The 14,795-nt window shown below is 70.9% G+C and carries 11 protein-coding genes; 10 read left to right on the top strand and 1 reads right to left on the bottom strand.

The window, feature by feature from the left end:
* Nucleotides 1–70: 70 nt before the first annotated feature.
* Complete coding sequence (locus tag L324_RS06560; protein WP_037305060.1) at nt 71–2,179, bottom strand: elongation factor G-like protein EF-G2; 2,109 nt, start codon at nt 2,177–2,179, stop codon at nt 71–73.
* A gap of 174 nt (nt 2,180–2,353) precedes the next feature.
* On the opposite strand from L324_RS06560, the gene L324_RS06555 reads away from it, so the two are divergent.
* The 10 genes from L324_RS06555 (at nt 2,354) to L324_RS06520 (ending at nt 14,641) form a co-directional block, all read left to right on the top strand.
* A complete protein-coding gene (locus tag L324_RS06555) occupies nt 2,354–3,766 on the top strand; it encodes an FAD-binding oxidoreductase (protein WP_037305058.1) in 1,413 nt (470 codons plus the stop codon).
* A gap of 188 nt (nt 3,767–3,954) precedes the next feature.
* Entirely contained in the window at nt 3,955–4,869 is a 915-nt protein-coding gene (pdxS, locus tag L324_RS06550) for a pyridoxal 5'-phosphate synthase lyase subunit PdxS (RefSeq protein WP_034307818.1), read from the top strand.
* A gap of 213 nt (nt 4,870–5,082) precedes the next feature.
* Nucleotides 5,083–5,244, top strand: coding sequence for a hypothetical protein (locus L324_RS43045; RefSeq protein WP_162835852.1), 162 nt, complete (start codon nt 5,083–5,085; stop codon nt 5,242–5,244).
* A gap of 215 nt (nt 5,245–5,459) precedes the next feature.
* Nucleotides 5,460–6,656 (top strand): MDR family MFS transporter, encoded by a 1,197-nt coding sequence (locus L324_RS06545; RefSeq protein ID WP_037305056.1) that lies wholly within the window; start codon nt 5,460–5,462, stop codon nt 6,654–6,656.
* Nucleotides 6,657–6,670: 14 nt separating this feature from the next.
* A complete protein-coding gene (locus L324_RS43850; RefSeq protein ID WP_268871887.1) occupies nt 6,671–7,237 on the top strand; it encodes an ABC transporter substrate-binding protein in 567 nt (188 codons plus the stop codon).
* Nucleotides 7,231–8,148 carry an ABC transporter substrate-binding protein gene (locus L324_RS43845; protein WP_268871886.1) on the top strand — a complete coding sequence of 306 codons (918 nt, stop codon included), beginning with the start codon at nt 7,231–7,233 and terminating at the stop codon, nt 8,146–8,148. Before L324_RS43850 ends, L324_RS43845 begins: the two co-directional genes overlap by 7 nt.
* On the top strand, nt 8,145–9,830 hold the full coding sequence (locus tag L324_RS06535; RefSeq protein WP_037305055.1) for an ABC transporter permease subunit: 1,686 nt from the start codon (nt 8,145–8,147) through the stop codon (nt 9,828–9,830). Before L324_RS43845 ends, L324_RS06535 begins: the two co-directional genes overlap by 4 nt.
* 57 nt (nt 9,831–9,887) lie before the next feature.
* Nucleotides 9,888–10,808: a homocysteine S-methyltransferase gene (gene mmuM, locus L324_RS06530; RefSeq protein ID WP_037305053.1), complete on the top strand. Its 921-nt coding sequence runs from the start codon at nt 9,888–9,890 to the stop codon at nt 10,806–10,808.
* An 81-nt stretch (nt 10,809–10,889) separates the two neighbouring features.
* Nucleotides 10,890–11,795 carry an aminoglycoside phosphotransferase family protein gene (locus tag L324_RS06525; protein ID WP_037305062.1) on the top strand — a complete coding sequence of 302 codons (906 nt, stop codon included), beginning with the start codon at nt 10,890–10,892 and terminating at the stop codon, nt 11,793–11,795.
* Nucleotides 11,796–11,854: 59 nt separating this feature from the next.
* Nucleotides 11,855–14,641, top strand: coding sequence for an AfsR/SARP family transcriptional regulator (locus L324_RS06520; RefSeq protein WP_081736217.1), 2,787 nt, complete (start codon nt 11,855–11,857; stop codon nt 14,639–14,641).
* Nucleotides 14,642–14,795 lie beyond the last annotated feature (154 nt).

Genomic DNA, 14,795 nt, shown 5'->3' with positions numbered 1-14,795 from the left:
GCGCGTTTAGTCCTCTGGATGCGGTAGTTGCACGCGCAACTACCGCATCCAGAGGACTAAACGCGAGGGGTCAGTGGGCCACGGCTCCTTCCGGCATCGGCTCGAACCGCGCGTGCTTACGGGTGAACGTCGCCGTGCCCGAGGTCAGTGAACGCAGGTCGATCGCGTAGCGCAGCAGTTCCACGGCGGGCACTTCGGCACGGATGACCGTGCGGCCGCCTTCACCCGATTCGGTGCCGAGAACGCGTCCACGCCGGGACGAGAGATCACCCAGGACGGTGCCCAGATGCTCGTCCGGAAGCCGCACCGCCACCTCTTCGAGTGGTTCGAGCAACGCGATCTTCCCGGCCGCTGCGGCCTCCTTCAGCGCCAGCGCGCCCGCGGTCTGGAACGCGGCGTCCGAGGAGTCGACACTGTGCGCCTTGCCGTCGACGAGGGTCACCCGGATGTCGATGAGCGGATGGCCGTCGACCACCCCGCGCTGGGCCTGGGCCCGGACTCCCTTCTCGACGCTCGGGATGAACTGGTGGGGCACCGAGCCGCCGACGACCTTGTCCACGAACTCGAAGCCCGAACCCCGCGGCAGCGGCTGGACTTCGATGTCGCAGACGGCGAACTGGCCGTGGCCGCCGGACTGCTTGACGTGCCGTCCGTGCCCGCGGCCCGGTCCGGCGAAGGTCGAACGCAGGCTGATGCGGACGGGTTCGGTGTCCACGTCGGCGCCTCCCGCGCGCAGCCGCGACAGCACGACGTCGGCGTGCGCCTCGCCCATGCACCACAGCACGAGCTGGTTGGTCTCGGCGTTGCGGTCCAGGCGCAGGGTCGGATCGCCCGCGACCAGCCGGGAAAGGTTGCGCGCCAGCGTGTCCTCGTCGCTGCGCGTCTTCGCGATCACGGCGACCGGCAGCAGCGGCTCCGGCATCGTCCACGGTTTCATGATCAGCGGGTCGTCGGGCGAGGAAACGGTGTCGCCCGTTTCCGCCGAGCCGACCTTCGTGAGCGCGCAGAGGTCGCCCGCGACGCAGTACGGGACTTCGCGCAGGTTCGCGCCGAGCGGGGAGTACAGATGCGCGACCCGTTCGTCGGCGTCGTGATCCTCGTGCCCGCGTTCGGCGAGACCGTGGCCCGAGACGTGCACCGGGCGCTCCGGCCGCAACGTCCCGGAGAACACCCGCACCAGTGACACCCGTCCGACGTAGGAGTCGACCGCGGTCCGGACCACCTCGGCCGCCAGCGGGCCGTCGGGATCGGCGCGGAGATGCGCGTGCGGCTCGCCGTCGGGCGAGGTGACCTCCGGCGGGACGTGTTCCAGCGGCGACGGGAAGGCACGCACGATGCCGTCGAGGACTTCGGCGAGCCCGACCCCGGTCGTCGCGCACACCGGGATCACCGGATGGAAGGACCCGCGGGCGACGGCGGTTTCGAGGTCGGCGATCAGCGTGTCCTCGGCGATCTCCTCACCGGCGAGGTACCGGTCCATCAGGGTCTCGTCCTCGCTCTCGGCGATGACCCCTTCGATCAGTTCGTTGCGGGCCTCGTTCAGCCGGGCGAGATCGGCCTCGTCCGGCTCGCCGATCTTGGGCGGGAAGCCGTCCGAGTAGTCGAAGTAGCGGCGGGTGATGAGCCCGACGAGCCCGTCGCGGGCGGGCAGGTACAGCGGCAGGACACCGGCTCCGAAGGCGGCCTGGCAGGCCGCGATCTCGCCTTCGGGGTCGGCGCGGTGATGGTCGAGCCGGGAGACGACCACCGCCCTCGGCATCCCGACGGCCGCGCATTCCTCCCAGACCGCGACCGTGGCCGCGTCGACGCCTTCCGCCGCGCAGACCACGAACAGCGCCGCGTCGGCGGCACGGAGCCCGGCCCGCAGTTCGCCGACGAAATCGGCGTACCCGGGGGTGTCGATGAGGTTGATCTTGTGCCCCTGGTGCAGTACCGGCGCGACCGAGAGGCCGACCGACCGCTGCTGCCGGACGGCGGCGGGGTCGTGGTCGCAGACCGTGGTGCCCTCGACGACGGAGCCTGCCCGCGTCACCGTGCCGGACGCGGCGAGCAGTGCTTCGGCGAGCGTCGTCTTGCCGGAACCCGACGGGCCGACCAGTACCACGTTGCGTACTTTCGCCGGGTCGTCCACAGCGACGGCGGCCCCGGAGTCTCCGTTCTTGCTCTGTTTTTCGGCCATGCCGGTCTCCTCACCAGACGACGCCGGGTACAGGTGTGTCCTCGATCACACACCCGCGACCGCCGTCGCGGCAAGGCGACCGGCGAGGGAACCCCCGAATGTCGACCCGTCGCTATGCTCGATGGCGGACACCCGGAGGCGAATCCGACCGAATCCGAGGGTGGGGGATGAGCGATGGAGCTCGGCAGACGGACGGTGCTGAGGCTGGCAGGCGCGGTCCCGGCGATGGCGGTGGTCCCCGGCCCCGGTGGCGGGGACGAGTGGGAGCGGCTGCGCGCCCGGCTGGCAGGCCCGCTGTTCCGGCCCGGCGAGCCGGGATATGACGAAGCACGGCTCGGGTTCTTCTCGCTGTACGACCATCGGCTGCCCGCCGGTATCGCGGTCTGCGCGAACGAGGACGACGTCCGGCGCTGTGTCGATTTCGCGGCGCGGCATCACGTGCCGATCGCGGCGCGCTCCGGCGGTCACAGCTACGCCGGATACTCCATAGTGGACAGAGGGCTCATCGTCGATCTGTCCCGGCTCTCCTCGGTCGAGATCCTGCCGGGCGGCCGGGCCGCGATCGGCGCGGGCGCGGTACTCGGCCAGGTGTACGAGGCCCTGGCGGCGGCGGGCCGCGCGTTGCCCGCCGGCAGCTGTCCGGCGGTCGGCATCGCCGGGCTGACCCTCGGCGGCGGGATCGGCGTCCTGGCCCGTAAGTACGGTTTGACCTGCGACAGCGTGGAATCCGTGCGCTTCGTCGGCGCGGACGGGAAACTGCGCCTGGTGTCGGCGGAGACGGCGCCGGATCTGCTGTGGGCGTTGCGCGGCGGTGGCGGCGGCAACTTCGGCATCGTCACGTCGTTCACCTTCAGGACGGCGGCCGCGCGGAAGCTGACCAACTTCGCGCTGACCTTCCCGCCCGCGGCGCTCGCCGACCTCGTCGCGGCGTGGCAGGAATGGCAACCCGCGATGCCGGACGAACTGTGGGCCGGGATGGGCCTCGGCGCGACGGTCGCGAACTGTGGCGGTTGTTTCGTGGGCTCCGCCGCGCAGGTGAATCCCTTGCTCGACGACCTCGTCCGCCGCGTCGGCACTCAGCCGATCAAGCGCGAGGTGACCGAGCAGGGCCATCTGGCCGCGATGCGCTCCTTCGCCGAGGAGGCGGGGTTCCCGGCCGTGGCCCGTGAGCGGGCGGATTACGTGGCCACTTCGAGAATCCTCACCCGTCCTGTGCGGGACACCGACGTGCTCGCCTCGCTGCTGACCAGCGATCCGGATCTGTACACGATCTTCGACGCCTATGGCGGGGCGATCGCGCGGGTGCCGCCGAGCGAGTCGTGCTTCCCGCATCGGGACGCGCTCGGAAGCATCCAGGTGATCCGCGGTACGAGTGATGGTGAGGCTCGGGCACGGCAGGTGATCGGCCAAGTCAGGGACGAACTCGGCCGGGAGCTGGGGCAGGCGGGCTACGTCAACTACATCGACCCGGAGATGCCGCATTGGGCGAAGGCGTACTACGGCGAGAGCCTGCCGCGGCTGCGGCGGGTGGCGCGGAAGTACGACCCGGACGGCCTCTTCGCCTTCGAGCAGGGCCTGGCGCGCTAGGTCTCGTCGCATTTCGTCCTCTGGATGCGGTGGTTGCACGCGCAACCACCGCATCCAGAGGACCAAATGCGGGCCACATCACCCAGTGGACTGCTGAAATCGTCGCGGACTGGCCTGCTTGAGAGGTCCAAAAGCGGCCTACCCTCGGAAGAGTCACTCTCCTCGTGCGCTTTCCGAAAGGTCCAGCAGTGTCTGACGACTCCACGAACACGGCCACCACTTCGCTCACCGGCACCGCCCGGGTCAAGCGCGGGATGGCGGAGATGCTCAAGGGCGGTGTGATCATGGACGTGGTCACCGCCGAGCAGGCGAAGATCGCCGAAGACGCCGGTGCCGTCGCGGTGATGGCGCTCGAACGGGTCCCCGCGGACATCCGCGCGCAGGGCGGCGTCGCGCGGATGAGCGACCCGGACCTGATCGACGGCATCATCGAGGCCGTCTCGATCCCGGTCATGGCGAAGGCCCGCATCGGCCACTTCGTCGAGGCCCAGCTGCTGCAGTCGCTCGGCGTCGACTACATCGACGAGTCCGAGGTGCTGACCCCGGCCGACTACGAGAACCACATCGACAAGTGGGCCTTCACCGTCCCCTTCGTCTGCGGTGCCACCAACCTCGGCGAGGCGCTGCGCCGGATCAACGAGGGCGCGGCGATGATCCGCTCCAAGGGTGAGGCGGGCACCGGCGACGTCTCGAACGCGACGACGCACATGCGCAAGATCCGCGCGGAGCTGCGTCGCCTCTCCTCGCTGCCCGAGGACGAGCTTTACGTCGCGGCGAAGGAACTCCAGGCCCCGTACGACCTCGTCAAGGAGGTCGCGGAGAAGGGCAAGCTCCCCGTCGTGCTGTTCACCGCGGGCGGCATCGCGACCCCGGCCGACGCCGCGATGATGATGCAGCTCGGCGCCGAAGGCGTGTTCGTCGGTTCCGGCATCTTCAAGTCCGGCAACCCGGCGCAGCGTGCCGAGGCGATCGTCAAGGCCACCACGTTCTACGACGACCCGGACGTCATCGCGAAGGTTTCGCGGGGCCTGGGTGAGGCCATGGTCGGCATCAACGTCGACGACGTGCCCGAGCCCCACCGTCTTTCCGAGCGCGGCTGGTAGAGCCTCGATCGGCTGAGAGGCCCCGTGGACTTCTTGTTCACGGGGCCTCTCCACGTCCGGACGTGGTGCCCTTATGGCCTTCGAGCAGCGAATAAGCGAGGGTAAGGGGTCTATCCGCGCTTGGTGTAGGTGATCACCCGATGCCGGCAGGCACCCCTCAGGACGAATCTGGTCATTACCGAACGAGGTAGTGAGTTCCTGAGGGGAAACGTGATGAACAGCAACGACGTACTGCTCACCGGAGTGCTGGCCGAAGTGGACTACCGGACCGAGCAGATGCTGAAGGCCGGTCGCAACGGGTGGGTCGAGCGAGCCCGCCGGGCGGGCAAGCGGATCCGCGTGCACCGCGCCGAGGTCCGGGTGTCGGCCCAGTAGCGCGGAAGAAGAGGTCGCGCGGCTCCGCGACCGCGTGGCCGAAGTATGACGCGGATGTCCGATGCGCCTCGCATGAGACGATCAGTGTCTCGAGCGTGGCGCTCACGACCTTCCCTCGTCAGCGAAATCCCGCGTGGGGTGGATCACTGGAGCGGGTTAGTCGACAATGACAACCATTAAGCTCTCGCTGATCGTCCACACGGGAAGGGAGAGCGGTGACCGCGGTTCGCACGCGCCTGCGGACGTTGGCACGGTTCGGCGAGCTGTCACCGATCAGCAGGCTGCTGGTCCTCACCCAGCTGCTGTTCAACATCGGCTTCTTCCTCGTCGTGCCTTATCTGGCCGGGCATCTCGTGGACGACCTCGCCCTCGCGGGCTGGCTCGTCGGCCTGGTTCTCGGTCTGCGGACGTTCAGTCAGCAAGGACTGTTCCTCGTCGGCGGTCTGCTCACCGACCGGTTCGGCGCGAAACCGGTGATTCTCGCCGGATGCGCCGTGCGGACAGCCGGATTCTTGACGCTGGCCTGGGCGCAGACCCTGCCTGGCGTACTGGCGGGTGTCGTGCTCACCGGGTTCGCCGGAGCCTTGTTCTCCCCGGCGGTCGAAGCGTCTCTCGCTCGCGAGGCGGAAGTGGGGGAGCGGACGACCACGTTCGCGATGCTCGCTGTCTGCGGCGAGCTCGGCACGGTGACCGGCCCTCTGCTCGGTGCGCTGGTGGTCAAGGACTTCTCGTTCGCGTGCGTGGTCGCGGCCGGTCTGTTCGCGATGATCGCGGTGGGCCACGCCTGGCTTCTGCCGCACCGCCCCGGCGAACATCGGGCCGAACCGGTGCTCGCGGGCTGGAGTGACGTGGTCCGGAACCGGACGTTCCTGGTCTTCGCGGTCGCCTACTCGGGCTATTGGGTGTCCTACAACCAGCTTTACCTTGCCCTGCCCAGCGAATTGCGGGCGGCCACCGGATCCGACTCCGCGCTCGGCTGGTTGTTCGCGCTGGCCTCGCTGATGATCGTGTTCGGGCAACTGCCGCTTTCCGCGCTCGCCCGGCGGCTGCTGGGCCGGGAACGCGGCGTGGCGACCGGATTCCTGTTCATGGCCGCGGCGTTCGCGGTCGTCGCCCTTCCGCTTCCCGGACTCGTTCCCGCGGTGCTGATGGTCGTCCTGCTGACCATCGGGCAGATGTTCGCGGTCCCGTTCGCACAGGAGCTGGTGCCGGTGCTGGCCAGGGAACGCAGGCTCGGCGCGCACTTCGGGTTCCTGTCGTCGGTCGGCGGGCTGGCCGTTCTGCTCGGCAGCACTTTCAGCGGCGCCGTGCTCGGCGCCGGGCCGGTGGCCTGGCTCCTGCTCGCGCTCTTCCCGTTCGGCGGGGCCGTGGTGCTCGCCGTCCTCACCACTCGCGGCGCGTTCGCCCGCTGATCGAAAGGCAAGTCATGATCCGGAAGCTTCGCGGAGCGGTGCTCCTGCTCGCGGTGGCGATGCTCGCCACGGGTTGTTTCGCGGGCGCCGCGTCGGGCGGTGGGGACATCGGCAGGTTGCGTGCCGTGCTGTCGTTCCCGCCGTCCCGTGCGCTGTCCCCGTGGAGCGATGACGCGTTCCTGCTCACCCGGCTCGGGGTCGCGGAGCCGTTGGTGGAACTCGACGCCGGAGGCGCGCCCGTTCCGGGACTCGCCGAGAGCTGGACACGGGTGAACGAGACGACCTGGCGATTCCGGCTCCGCGGCGGGGTCAAGTTCCACGACGGCACCGTCTTCACCGCGCAGCACGCGGCCACTTCGCTCACCAAGGCCACCGCCGCGAGCCCGGTTCCGCGTGCGCTCAAGGGGCTGGGGCTGACCGCCGCGGCCGAGGGCGACCACGACCTGGTGGTCACCACGGGAAAGCCGGATCCGACGCTGCCGCAACGGCTTTCGTCGCCGAACCTGGTCATCCTCGCGCCGTCGGCGTATCGGGCGGACAAGGTCGACCCGGTGGGGCCGGTACGGGTCCGTTCGTGCTGACGTCCCTACAGGGCAAGGACGCCGCCACTCTTGACGCCTTCACCGGGTACTGGGCGGGTGCGCCGGAAGCGTCCGGTGTGGACGTTCGATTCGTGCCGGACGGGACGGCGCGGGCGGGAGCGCTGAGGGCCGGGGAAGCGGACATCGTGCACGCGATTCCGGTGGCGGTCGCCGCGAGCCTCGACGCGAAGCAGGTACTGGACGTCCCACTGCCGAGGACGGTTTCCCTGCACCTCAACATGGCCAAGCCGCCGTTCGCGGACGCGGGTGCCCGGGCGGCGGCGCGGGCGGCCGTCGACACCGGCGCGCTCGTGCGGGGAGTTTTCGAAGGCCGGGCCGACGTCGCGCGCGGTATCTACGGTCCCGCCAGTCCGTGGGCGTCGCCGCGGGCCACCGGCCGGCAGGCGGCACCGGCCGTGCCCGCGGGCCGGAAGATCGTTCTCGCCACCTACACCGACCGGGCGGAGCTGCCGGAGGCGGCGACCGTGATCGCGGAAGCCCTCCGGGGCAAGGGATTCGTCGTCGAGCAGGTCGTGCGCGAGTACAGCCTGCTGGAACCGGACCTGCTCGAAGGCAAATTCGACGCGGTGGTCGCCACGCGGTCCTACCTGCTCGACTCCGGCGACCCGATCGCGTACCTCTCGAGCGACCTGACCTGCGCTGGTGCGTACAACCTTTCGCGCTTGTGTGATCCGGCCATCGACACCGCCGTCGGGCAAGCGGCTGCGGTGACCGACCCCGGCGCCCGCCAGACGGCCGCCTTGAAGATCGAGGACTCCGTGCTCGCCACCGGCGCGCTGATCCCGCTGGCCCACGAACGCGCCCGGATCGGGATCGCGCCGGGCGTCACCGGTGTGCCCGCCGACTCGCTCGAACGGCACCTGATCACCAGGACGACCCGTCGACCGTGACCGTTCTTCGCCGCCTCGCCCTTCTGCCCGTGATCGTCCTGCTCGCCGGGCTGCTCCCGGTGCCCTCCGGGACCGACCCGGCGCTTACCGTGCTCCGCGCCAGGCTGGCGGATCGTGAACCCGACGCCGCGGCCCTGGCGTCGGTGCGCGCGGAACTCGGGCTCGACGGCGGGCCGCTCGGTCTGCTGCGGCAATGGCTCGCCGGGCTGGCACACGGCGACTTCGGCCGCTCGTGGGTCTCCGGCGAGCCGGTCGGACCGACGGTGTCGCACGCGCTCGGGGTCTCGCTGACCCTGGCCGGGTTCGCGGTCGTGGTGGCGCTGCTGGTCGCGCTGCTGCTCGTCGGACGAAGCCTGCGTCAGGGGCTGACGGGCCGGGTGGTCACCGGAAACGGTGGTACGGCGGCATTCCTGGCGGCACTGCCGGAATTCCTGCTCGCCATGATCCTGCTGCTGGTGTTCGCGGTGCGGCTGCGGCTCCTGCCGACGGCCGGCTGGGACGGCGTCGCGCACGCCGTCCTGCCGTCGATCGCGCTCGGCATCCCGGCGGGCGCGGTACTCGGCACCATCGCCGCCGACGCGGTGCGCGGGGTGGTGAACGAGCCGTGGGTCACCACCTGGCGCGCGGCGGGTTTCCCGCGCGGCCGGGTGCTGCCGGCGGTGGGCAGGCGTGCGGGCTCGGTGCTCAGCGGACAGGTCGCGCTCTTGATGGCCGGGCTGCTGGGCGGCGCGGTGACCGTCGAGGTCGTCTTCGCGGTACCGGGCCTCGGACGGCTGGCCGTGGCGGGGGCCCTTGCCCAGGACGTGCCGGTGGTGCGGGGCTGTGTACTGGCGATCGTCTTGGCCGGGGTCGTGGCCGGGGGACTCGGTGCGGCGGGACAGCGCCTCCTGCTCGGCCCGGCCTTCACCGACGGCGCGATGGCAGCCCCGCCGGTGACCACCAGGGCACGGTCGAGAATGCCCGTCCTCGTTCTCGGGGCGGTGATCGGGATCGTGACCGTCGCCGGCCTGACGCGCGACCCGCGGGCCGTCGACCTCGCGGCACGGATGCTGCCTCCGTCGCCCGGCCATCCTTTCGGGACGGACGCGCTCGGCCGTGACCTGCTCGCCCGGATCGGCCACGGAACGGTCGCGACGGTGCTCCTGGCCGTGGCCGTGACGGCCGTGGCGCTCGCCTTCGGCCTGCTCTGGGGACTGCTCTTGCGGGGTTCGAGTGTGGTGAGCACGATGAACGCCGTGCCGCCGACCGTGGTGGCGTTGATCGTGGCCGCGGTCGCCGGGCCGGGAGTCCTCGGCGCGGCCATCGCGGTCGCCGCGGTGCTCTGGGCGCCGCTCGCAGCACACGCCCGGTCGCTGGCACTGGAACAACACGCCGCCCAGTACATGGACTCCGCCCGTGCCCTCGGCGCGAGCGGGCCGTGGTTGCTCGTCCGGCATGTGCTCCCGGCGGTCGTCCCGCCGGTCGTCCGCAACGCGGTGATCCGCGTCCCCGGGGTCGCGCTCGCCGTCGCTTCACTGGGATTTCTGGGGCTCGGCGCCCAGCCGCCGAGCCCGGAGTGGGGCCTGCTGCTGGCGGAGGGAATGTCCTATGTGGAGCGGGCGCCCTGGCTCGTGGCGTTCCCGGTCGCGGCACTGGCCTCGCTGGGGGTCCTCAGCGCCGGGCTCGCGGCCCGGATTCGCTGATCGGGGAAGAGGTCCCGCAGACTGAGGAGCAACGGTTCGGCGAACGAGGAGGACACGGTGGCATTGCCGACACGGCGGCCGTTGGTACTCGACGGAGGTCTGTCCAACCAGCTGGCCGCGGCGGGATGCGATCCCAGCGGCGCGCTGTGGTCGGCGAGACTGCTGCTGGAGGATCCCGGCGCCATCGTCGCCGCGCACGAGGCCTACTACTCGGCAGGCGCGGACATCGCGACGACCGCGAGTTACCAGGTCAGCTTCGAAGGGTTCTCCGCCGCCGGCGTCGACGAGGGAACGACGGCGGCCGTGCTGCGGCGCAGTGTCGAACTCGCGAGGGTCGCGGCGGAACGGGCCTCGCCCGACCGAGAGTTGTGGGTGGCCGCGTCGGTCGGGCCCTATGGCGCGATCTCCGCGGACGGGGCCGAATACCGGGGCCGCTATGGTCTGAAGAAGGCCGAACTCGCGGCGTTTCACCGGCGGCGGCTCGACGTCCTGGTCGCCGCGGAGCCGGACTTCCTCGCCGTGGAGACGATCCCGGATCTCGACGAGGCCGTCGTACTCGCCGAACTCGTCGACGAATACCACGTTCCCGCTTGGCTTTCCTACACGGTGGACGGTGCGCGCACGCGGGCCGGACAGCCGCTCGCCGAAGCCTTCGCGGTCGCCGCCGGTGCCAAACGGATCATCGCCACGGGAATGAACTGCAGTCCCGCCCCGGACGTCGACGCGGCGATCGCCCTGGCGGTGGAGGAATCCGGGAAACCCGCCGTGGTCTATCCCAACAGCGGCCAGACGTGGGACGCCGCCGCCCGGATCTGGCGAGGCGAGCCGACCTTCGATCCCGGCAGGGTGAACGGCTGGATCGACCAGGGGGCGGAGTTGCTCGGTGGTTGCTGCCAGGTGGGCCCGGACCAGATCCGCACGCTGGCGACGGTGATCCGCTCGATCGGCCGTCCGGGCACAGATCGAACCGGCCGGTGAGCATCGTCCGGGCCGCCTGAACCGGGCGGCACACCCGGGGAAACGTGCTCCGGCACCGGTGGGCAAGCTACCGGGATGGACATGGACGACGTACGCGCGAGGCTGGCCGGGAGATTCGGTCCTGACGCCGAGGCGTGGCTGGCGGAAGTTCCGGCGCTCGCGGCAAGTTTGGCCTCCCGCCGGGGTTTCGCGCTCGGGGAACTCTTCGAGAGCGGAGCCTCATCCGTCGTCCTGCGATGTCGATGGCCCGACGGCACACCCGCCGTGCTCAAGCTCAGCCCGGACAAGACCTTGTTGGCCAACCAGGTCGAAATGTTGCGCGTCTTCACGGAATCGGGCCGGGTTCCGGCCGTGCTGGCCGCCGACGCCGAGGCCGGGGCGATGGTATTGGAAGAGATCTTGCCCGGCACCGTCGCCGAGGATCTGCCGCAGGCTTCCCTGCCGGGACAATGGGGTGAGCTGCTCGCCGCACTGCATTCGGTACCCGTGCCGCCGCGGTGGCGGTCGGATCTGCGCGGCCGGTTCGAGGAGTCCTTCGCCCGCATCGGCCGGAGGCTGTCCGAACCGGCCATCGCCGCGCGGATCGACGAGGTCACCTGGCAGCGGGCCATCCGGCGGTGCGAGAGGTTGCTGGACACCCAGTCCACGAAGGTGTTGCTGCACGGCGATCTTCATCCCGGCAACGTCCTGGACGGGGGCCCGTCGCGCGGTCTGGTCGCGATCGACCCGAAGGCGTGCGTGGGTGACCCGTGTTTCGACGCCGTCGACTACGTGGTGGGCGGCGCCGGGCACGAGGGTGTCGAGGCCCGTTGCCAGGTGGTGGCGGCCGCCTGCGGACTCGACGGGGACAGGCTTTTCGCCTGGAGCCGGGTGATCGCACCCATGTTCGTCATCGCGCAGCTGACCTACGGCGGTCCGGAGCAGGCGCTCGACGAACTGCTCGCGTTGTGTCGAACCGACCGCTCGGCGATTCGCCCGAACGGATGACGCCCGCGCCTGCTCGGCTGTGACACTCTGGGACTTGCTGTCACATCGAAGGGGGCTTCATGAGGACAGGAGAACGCTTTTATCGCTTGCTGGGGGAGCCTGCCGCCGAATGGGCGGGGGTGGGCCTCCCGCTCGGCCCGCCGCAGGCACGGCGGCTTTTCGCCCTGCTGCTCATCGAGGCGGGACAACTGGTCTCCTGCGACCGGATCATCGACGAACTCTGGGGTGCCGCACCACCCGCGTCGGCGAAAGTGCAGGTCCAAGGGCTGATTTCCGGCCTTCGTCGTGCTCTGCGTTCACCGCTGGGGGAACAGCCGATCCTGACCAGGGGCGCGGCGTACCTTCTCGACGTGCGGCCGGAGGAGACCGACACCGGCCTGTTCATCCGGCTGGCCGCCGAAGGCCGCGAACTGCTCATGCGCCAATGCCATCATGAGGCCGCGCAGCGTCTCCGGGAGGCGCTCGAGCTGTGGCGCGGACCTGTGCTCGCCGGGGTCCCCGTCGCCGCCGAGGTCATCACGCGCTGGGAGGATCAGCGGCTTTCCGTGCTGGAGGACCGGATCGAGGCCGAACTCGGCCTCGGCGAGCACGACCGCCTGGTGCCCGAACTGCGCGACAATCTCGCCGCCGCCCCGTTCCGCGAGCGGACCTGCGGGCAGTTGATGATCGCGCTCGCCAGGGCGGGCCGGACGGCCGAGGCGCTCGACGTCTACGGGAAATGGCGCCGAGGGCTGGTCGACGAACTGGGCATCGAACCGTCCCCGGCGATCCGCGCGTTGCACGGCGAGATCCTGCGCGACGGCCCGGGGACGACCGCGTGCGAATACCCCGCGTACCGGGAATCCCTGGTGCCGAGCCAGGTGCCGCCCGGTATCCCGGATTTCGTCGGCCGCGACGCGCTCGTCGCGGACCTGCTGGCGGAACTGGCCCCGGACGAGGACCGCGAGACACCGCGCGTCCTGCTGCTCACCGGCGCGGGCGGGATCGGGAAGTCGTCGCTGGCGATCCGGCTCGCGCATCAGGTCGCCGGGGCGTACCCGGACGGCACGCTCTTCGCCGCCTTGCGCGGCACCACGAACGAACCGCGCCCACCGGAGGCCGTACTCGCCGGCTTCCTGCGCGCGTTCGGTGTCCCCGCCGACGCGGTCCCCGCCGACGTCGACGAAAGCGCCTGCCTGTTCCGCAGTCTGGTCCACGGGCGCCGGGTCCTGCTGGTCCTCGACGACGCCGCCGGTGAGGCCCAGCTGCGGCCGCTGCTTCCCGCGGGCGGGGGCTGCGCGGTGCTCGTCACGAGCCGGTTCGCCTTGGACGGCCTTGAGATCGGCCGCCCGGTCCCGGTCGACGTCCTGCCGTCCGCCGACGCGGCCGCACTGCTCGCGAGGCTCACCGATTCCGGCGAGTTCGACGAGGATTCCGTTGCCGCCCAACAGGTCCTCGAATACTGCGGTGGGCTTCCGCTGGCGCTGCGGATCGTCGGGAGCAGGATCGGCCACCGGTCCGGCTGGAGACTCGCCGACGTCGCCGTCGAACTGTCCGTCGAACGGCGGCGGCTCGACTGGCTCCGCACCGGCGACCTCGCCGTCCGCAGCAGCCTCTCCCTCGGATACCGGCAGCTGGCGCCGGACCGGCAGCGCCTCTTCCGCAGGCTGGGTCTCCTGCCGACGGCCGATTTCCCCGCATGGGCGGCCGCACTGGCGGACGGCGGCGAGCCCGACCGCGTCGACGGCGCGCTCGAAGACCTGCGGCACCGGCACATGATCCAGCCGATTTCCCGCGACGGCGGCACTCCTCGCTACCGGGTGCACGAACTGCTGCGCGCGTTCGCCGTCGAGGAAGTCGGCGCCGAGCCGGAACGCGAGCGCGCGGAAGCCGTCGAACGGGTGCTCGGCGGCTGGCTTTGGCTCGCGGAGAAGGCCGCGGCCCGGCTGCCGGGCAGTGTGCTCCGGCCCGAACCCGGTACGGCGGCCCGTACCGCGCTCGACGAAACGCCCGTGGCCGAACCGCTTTCGTGGTTCCAGAGCGAGTTTCACTCGCTGGAGGCCGCCGTCTCGCAGGCGGCGGACGCCGGATTGGGTGAACTGGCTTGGGAAATCGCCGTGGTCGCCGCGTCGTATTTCGACCACAGTGGACTGTACGCGGAATGGTCGCGGTGCCACCGGCGCGCGCTCGCGGCGGCGAGGGCGTCGGGATGCGCACGCGGGGAAGCCGCGCTGCTGCGCGGAATCGGCCAGGTTCACCTGTACTGGGACGACTACCCGGAGGCGACCAGGACGCTCACCGAGTCGTACCGGATCAGCGAACGTATCGGCGATCCCGCCGGCCGGGCCAGGGCGCTGACCGGGCTCTGCGTCGTCGCCCGGTCGACCGGGCGGCCCGGGGAATCGCGGGCGACCGCCAAGCGCGCGCTGGCGATCTTCACCGAGATCGGCGACGTACTCGGCATGGCGCATCTCCACACGTCGCACGCCGTCGCGAGCGCCGACCTCGACCTGCTCGACGAAGCCGAGGCCGAACTGGACGAGGCATGGCGGCTCTGCGTCGAACTCGACGATCCGCACCGGATGGCGCTCGTCCTGCGCAGGCAAGGACAACTGCACCTGCGGCGCGGGGATCCGCGAGGTGCGATGTCCTGTCTGCGCCGCGCGCTCGACCTGCTCGAGTCGCTGTCGGACGAGCTTTGCGCGGCGCAGGTCCGGCTCGACATCGGCCGCACCTACACGACGCTGGGCCAGCGTCAGGCCGCCGCGAAGGTGCTGACCGGCGCGTCCTCGCGGTTCACCGGGGCGGGCAACCGCAGCAGCGCGGCCGCCTGCGCGCGTCTGCTCGGCACCCTGACCGGCGCCTGACTCCGGGGCCTGACCCATGCATTTCGTCCTCTGGATGCGGTCCTTGCGCGCGCAACCACCGCATCCAGAGGACGAAATGCATGGGGTGAGTGAGGGGGAGTCGGGGGGAGGGGTCAGAGGTGCCAGGGGGGACGGGGGAGGGCGGGGACCCGGT

Source organism: Amycolatopsis orientalis DSM 40040 = KCTC 9412 (assembly GCF_000478275.1).
In the GTDB taxonomy this organism is placed as follows: domain Bacteria; phylum Actinomycetota; class Actinomycetes; order Mycobacteriales; family Pseudonocardiaceae; genus Amycolatopsis; species Amycolatopsis orientalis.
The sequence above is the reverse complement of the archived record's forward strand: the minus strand, read 5'-3'. Positions and strand labels throughout refer to the sequence as shown.

Bases quoted from the DNA above. Each gene is read 5' to 3' on its own strand.
- L324_RS06560 (WP_037305060.1), bottom strand. From the start codon at position 2,179: ATGGCCGAAAAACAGAGCAAGAACGGAGACTCCGGGGCCGCCGTCGCT.
- L324_RS06555 (WP_037305058.1), top strand. From the start codon at position 2,354: ATGGAGCTCGGCAGACGGACGGTGCTGAGGCTGGCAGGCGCGGTCCCG.
- L324_RS43045 (WP_162835852.1), top strand. From the start codon at position 5,083: ATGAACAGCAACGACGTACTGCTCACCGGAGTGCTGGCCGAAGTGGAC.
- L324_RS43850 (WP_268871887.1), top strand. From the start codon at position 6,671: ATGATCCGGAAGCTTCGCGGAGCGGTGCTCCTGCTCGCGGTGGCGATG.
- L324_RS06525 (WP_037305062.1), top strand. From the start codon at position 10,890: ATGGACGACGTACGCGCGAGGCTGGCCGGGAGATTCGGTCCTGACGCC.
- L324_RS06520 (WP_081736217.1), top strand. From the start codon at position 11,855: ATGAGGACAGGAGAACGCTTTTATCGCTTGCTGGGGGAGCCTGCCGCC.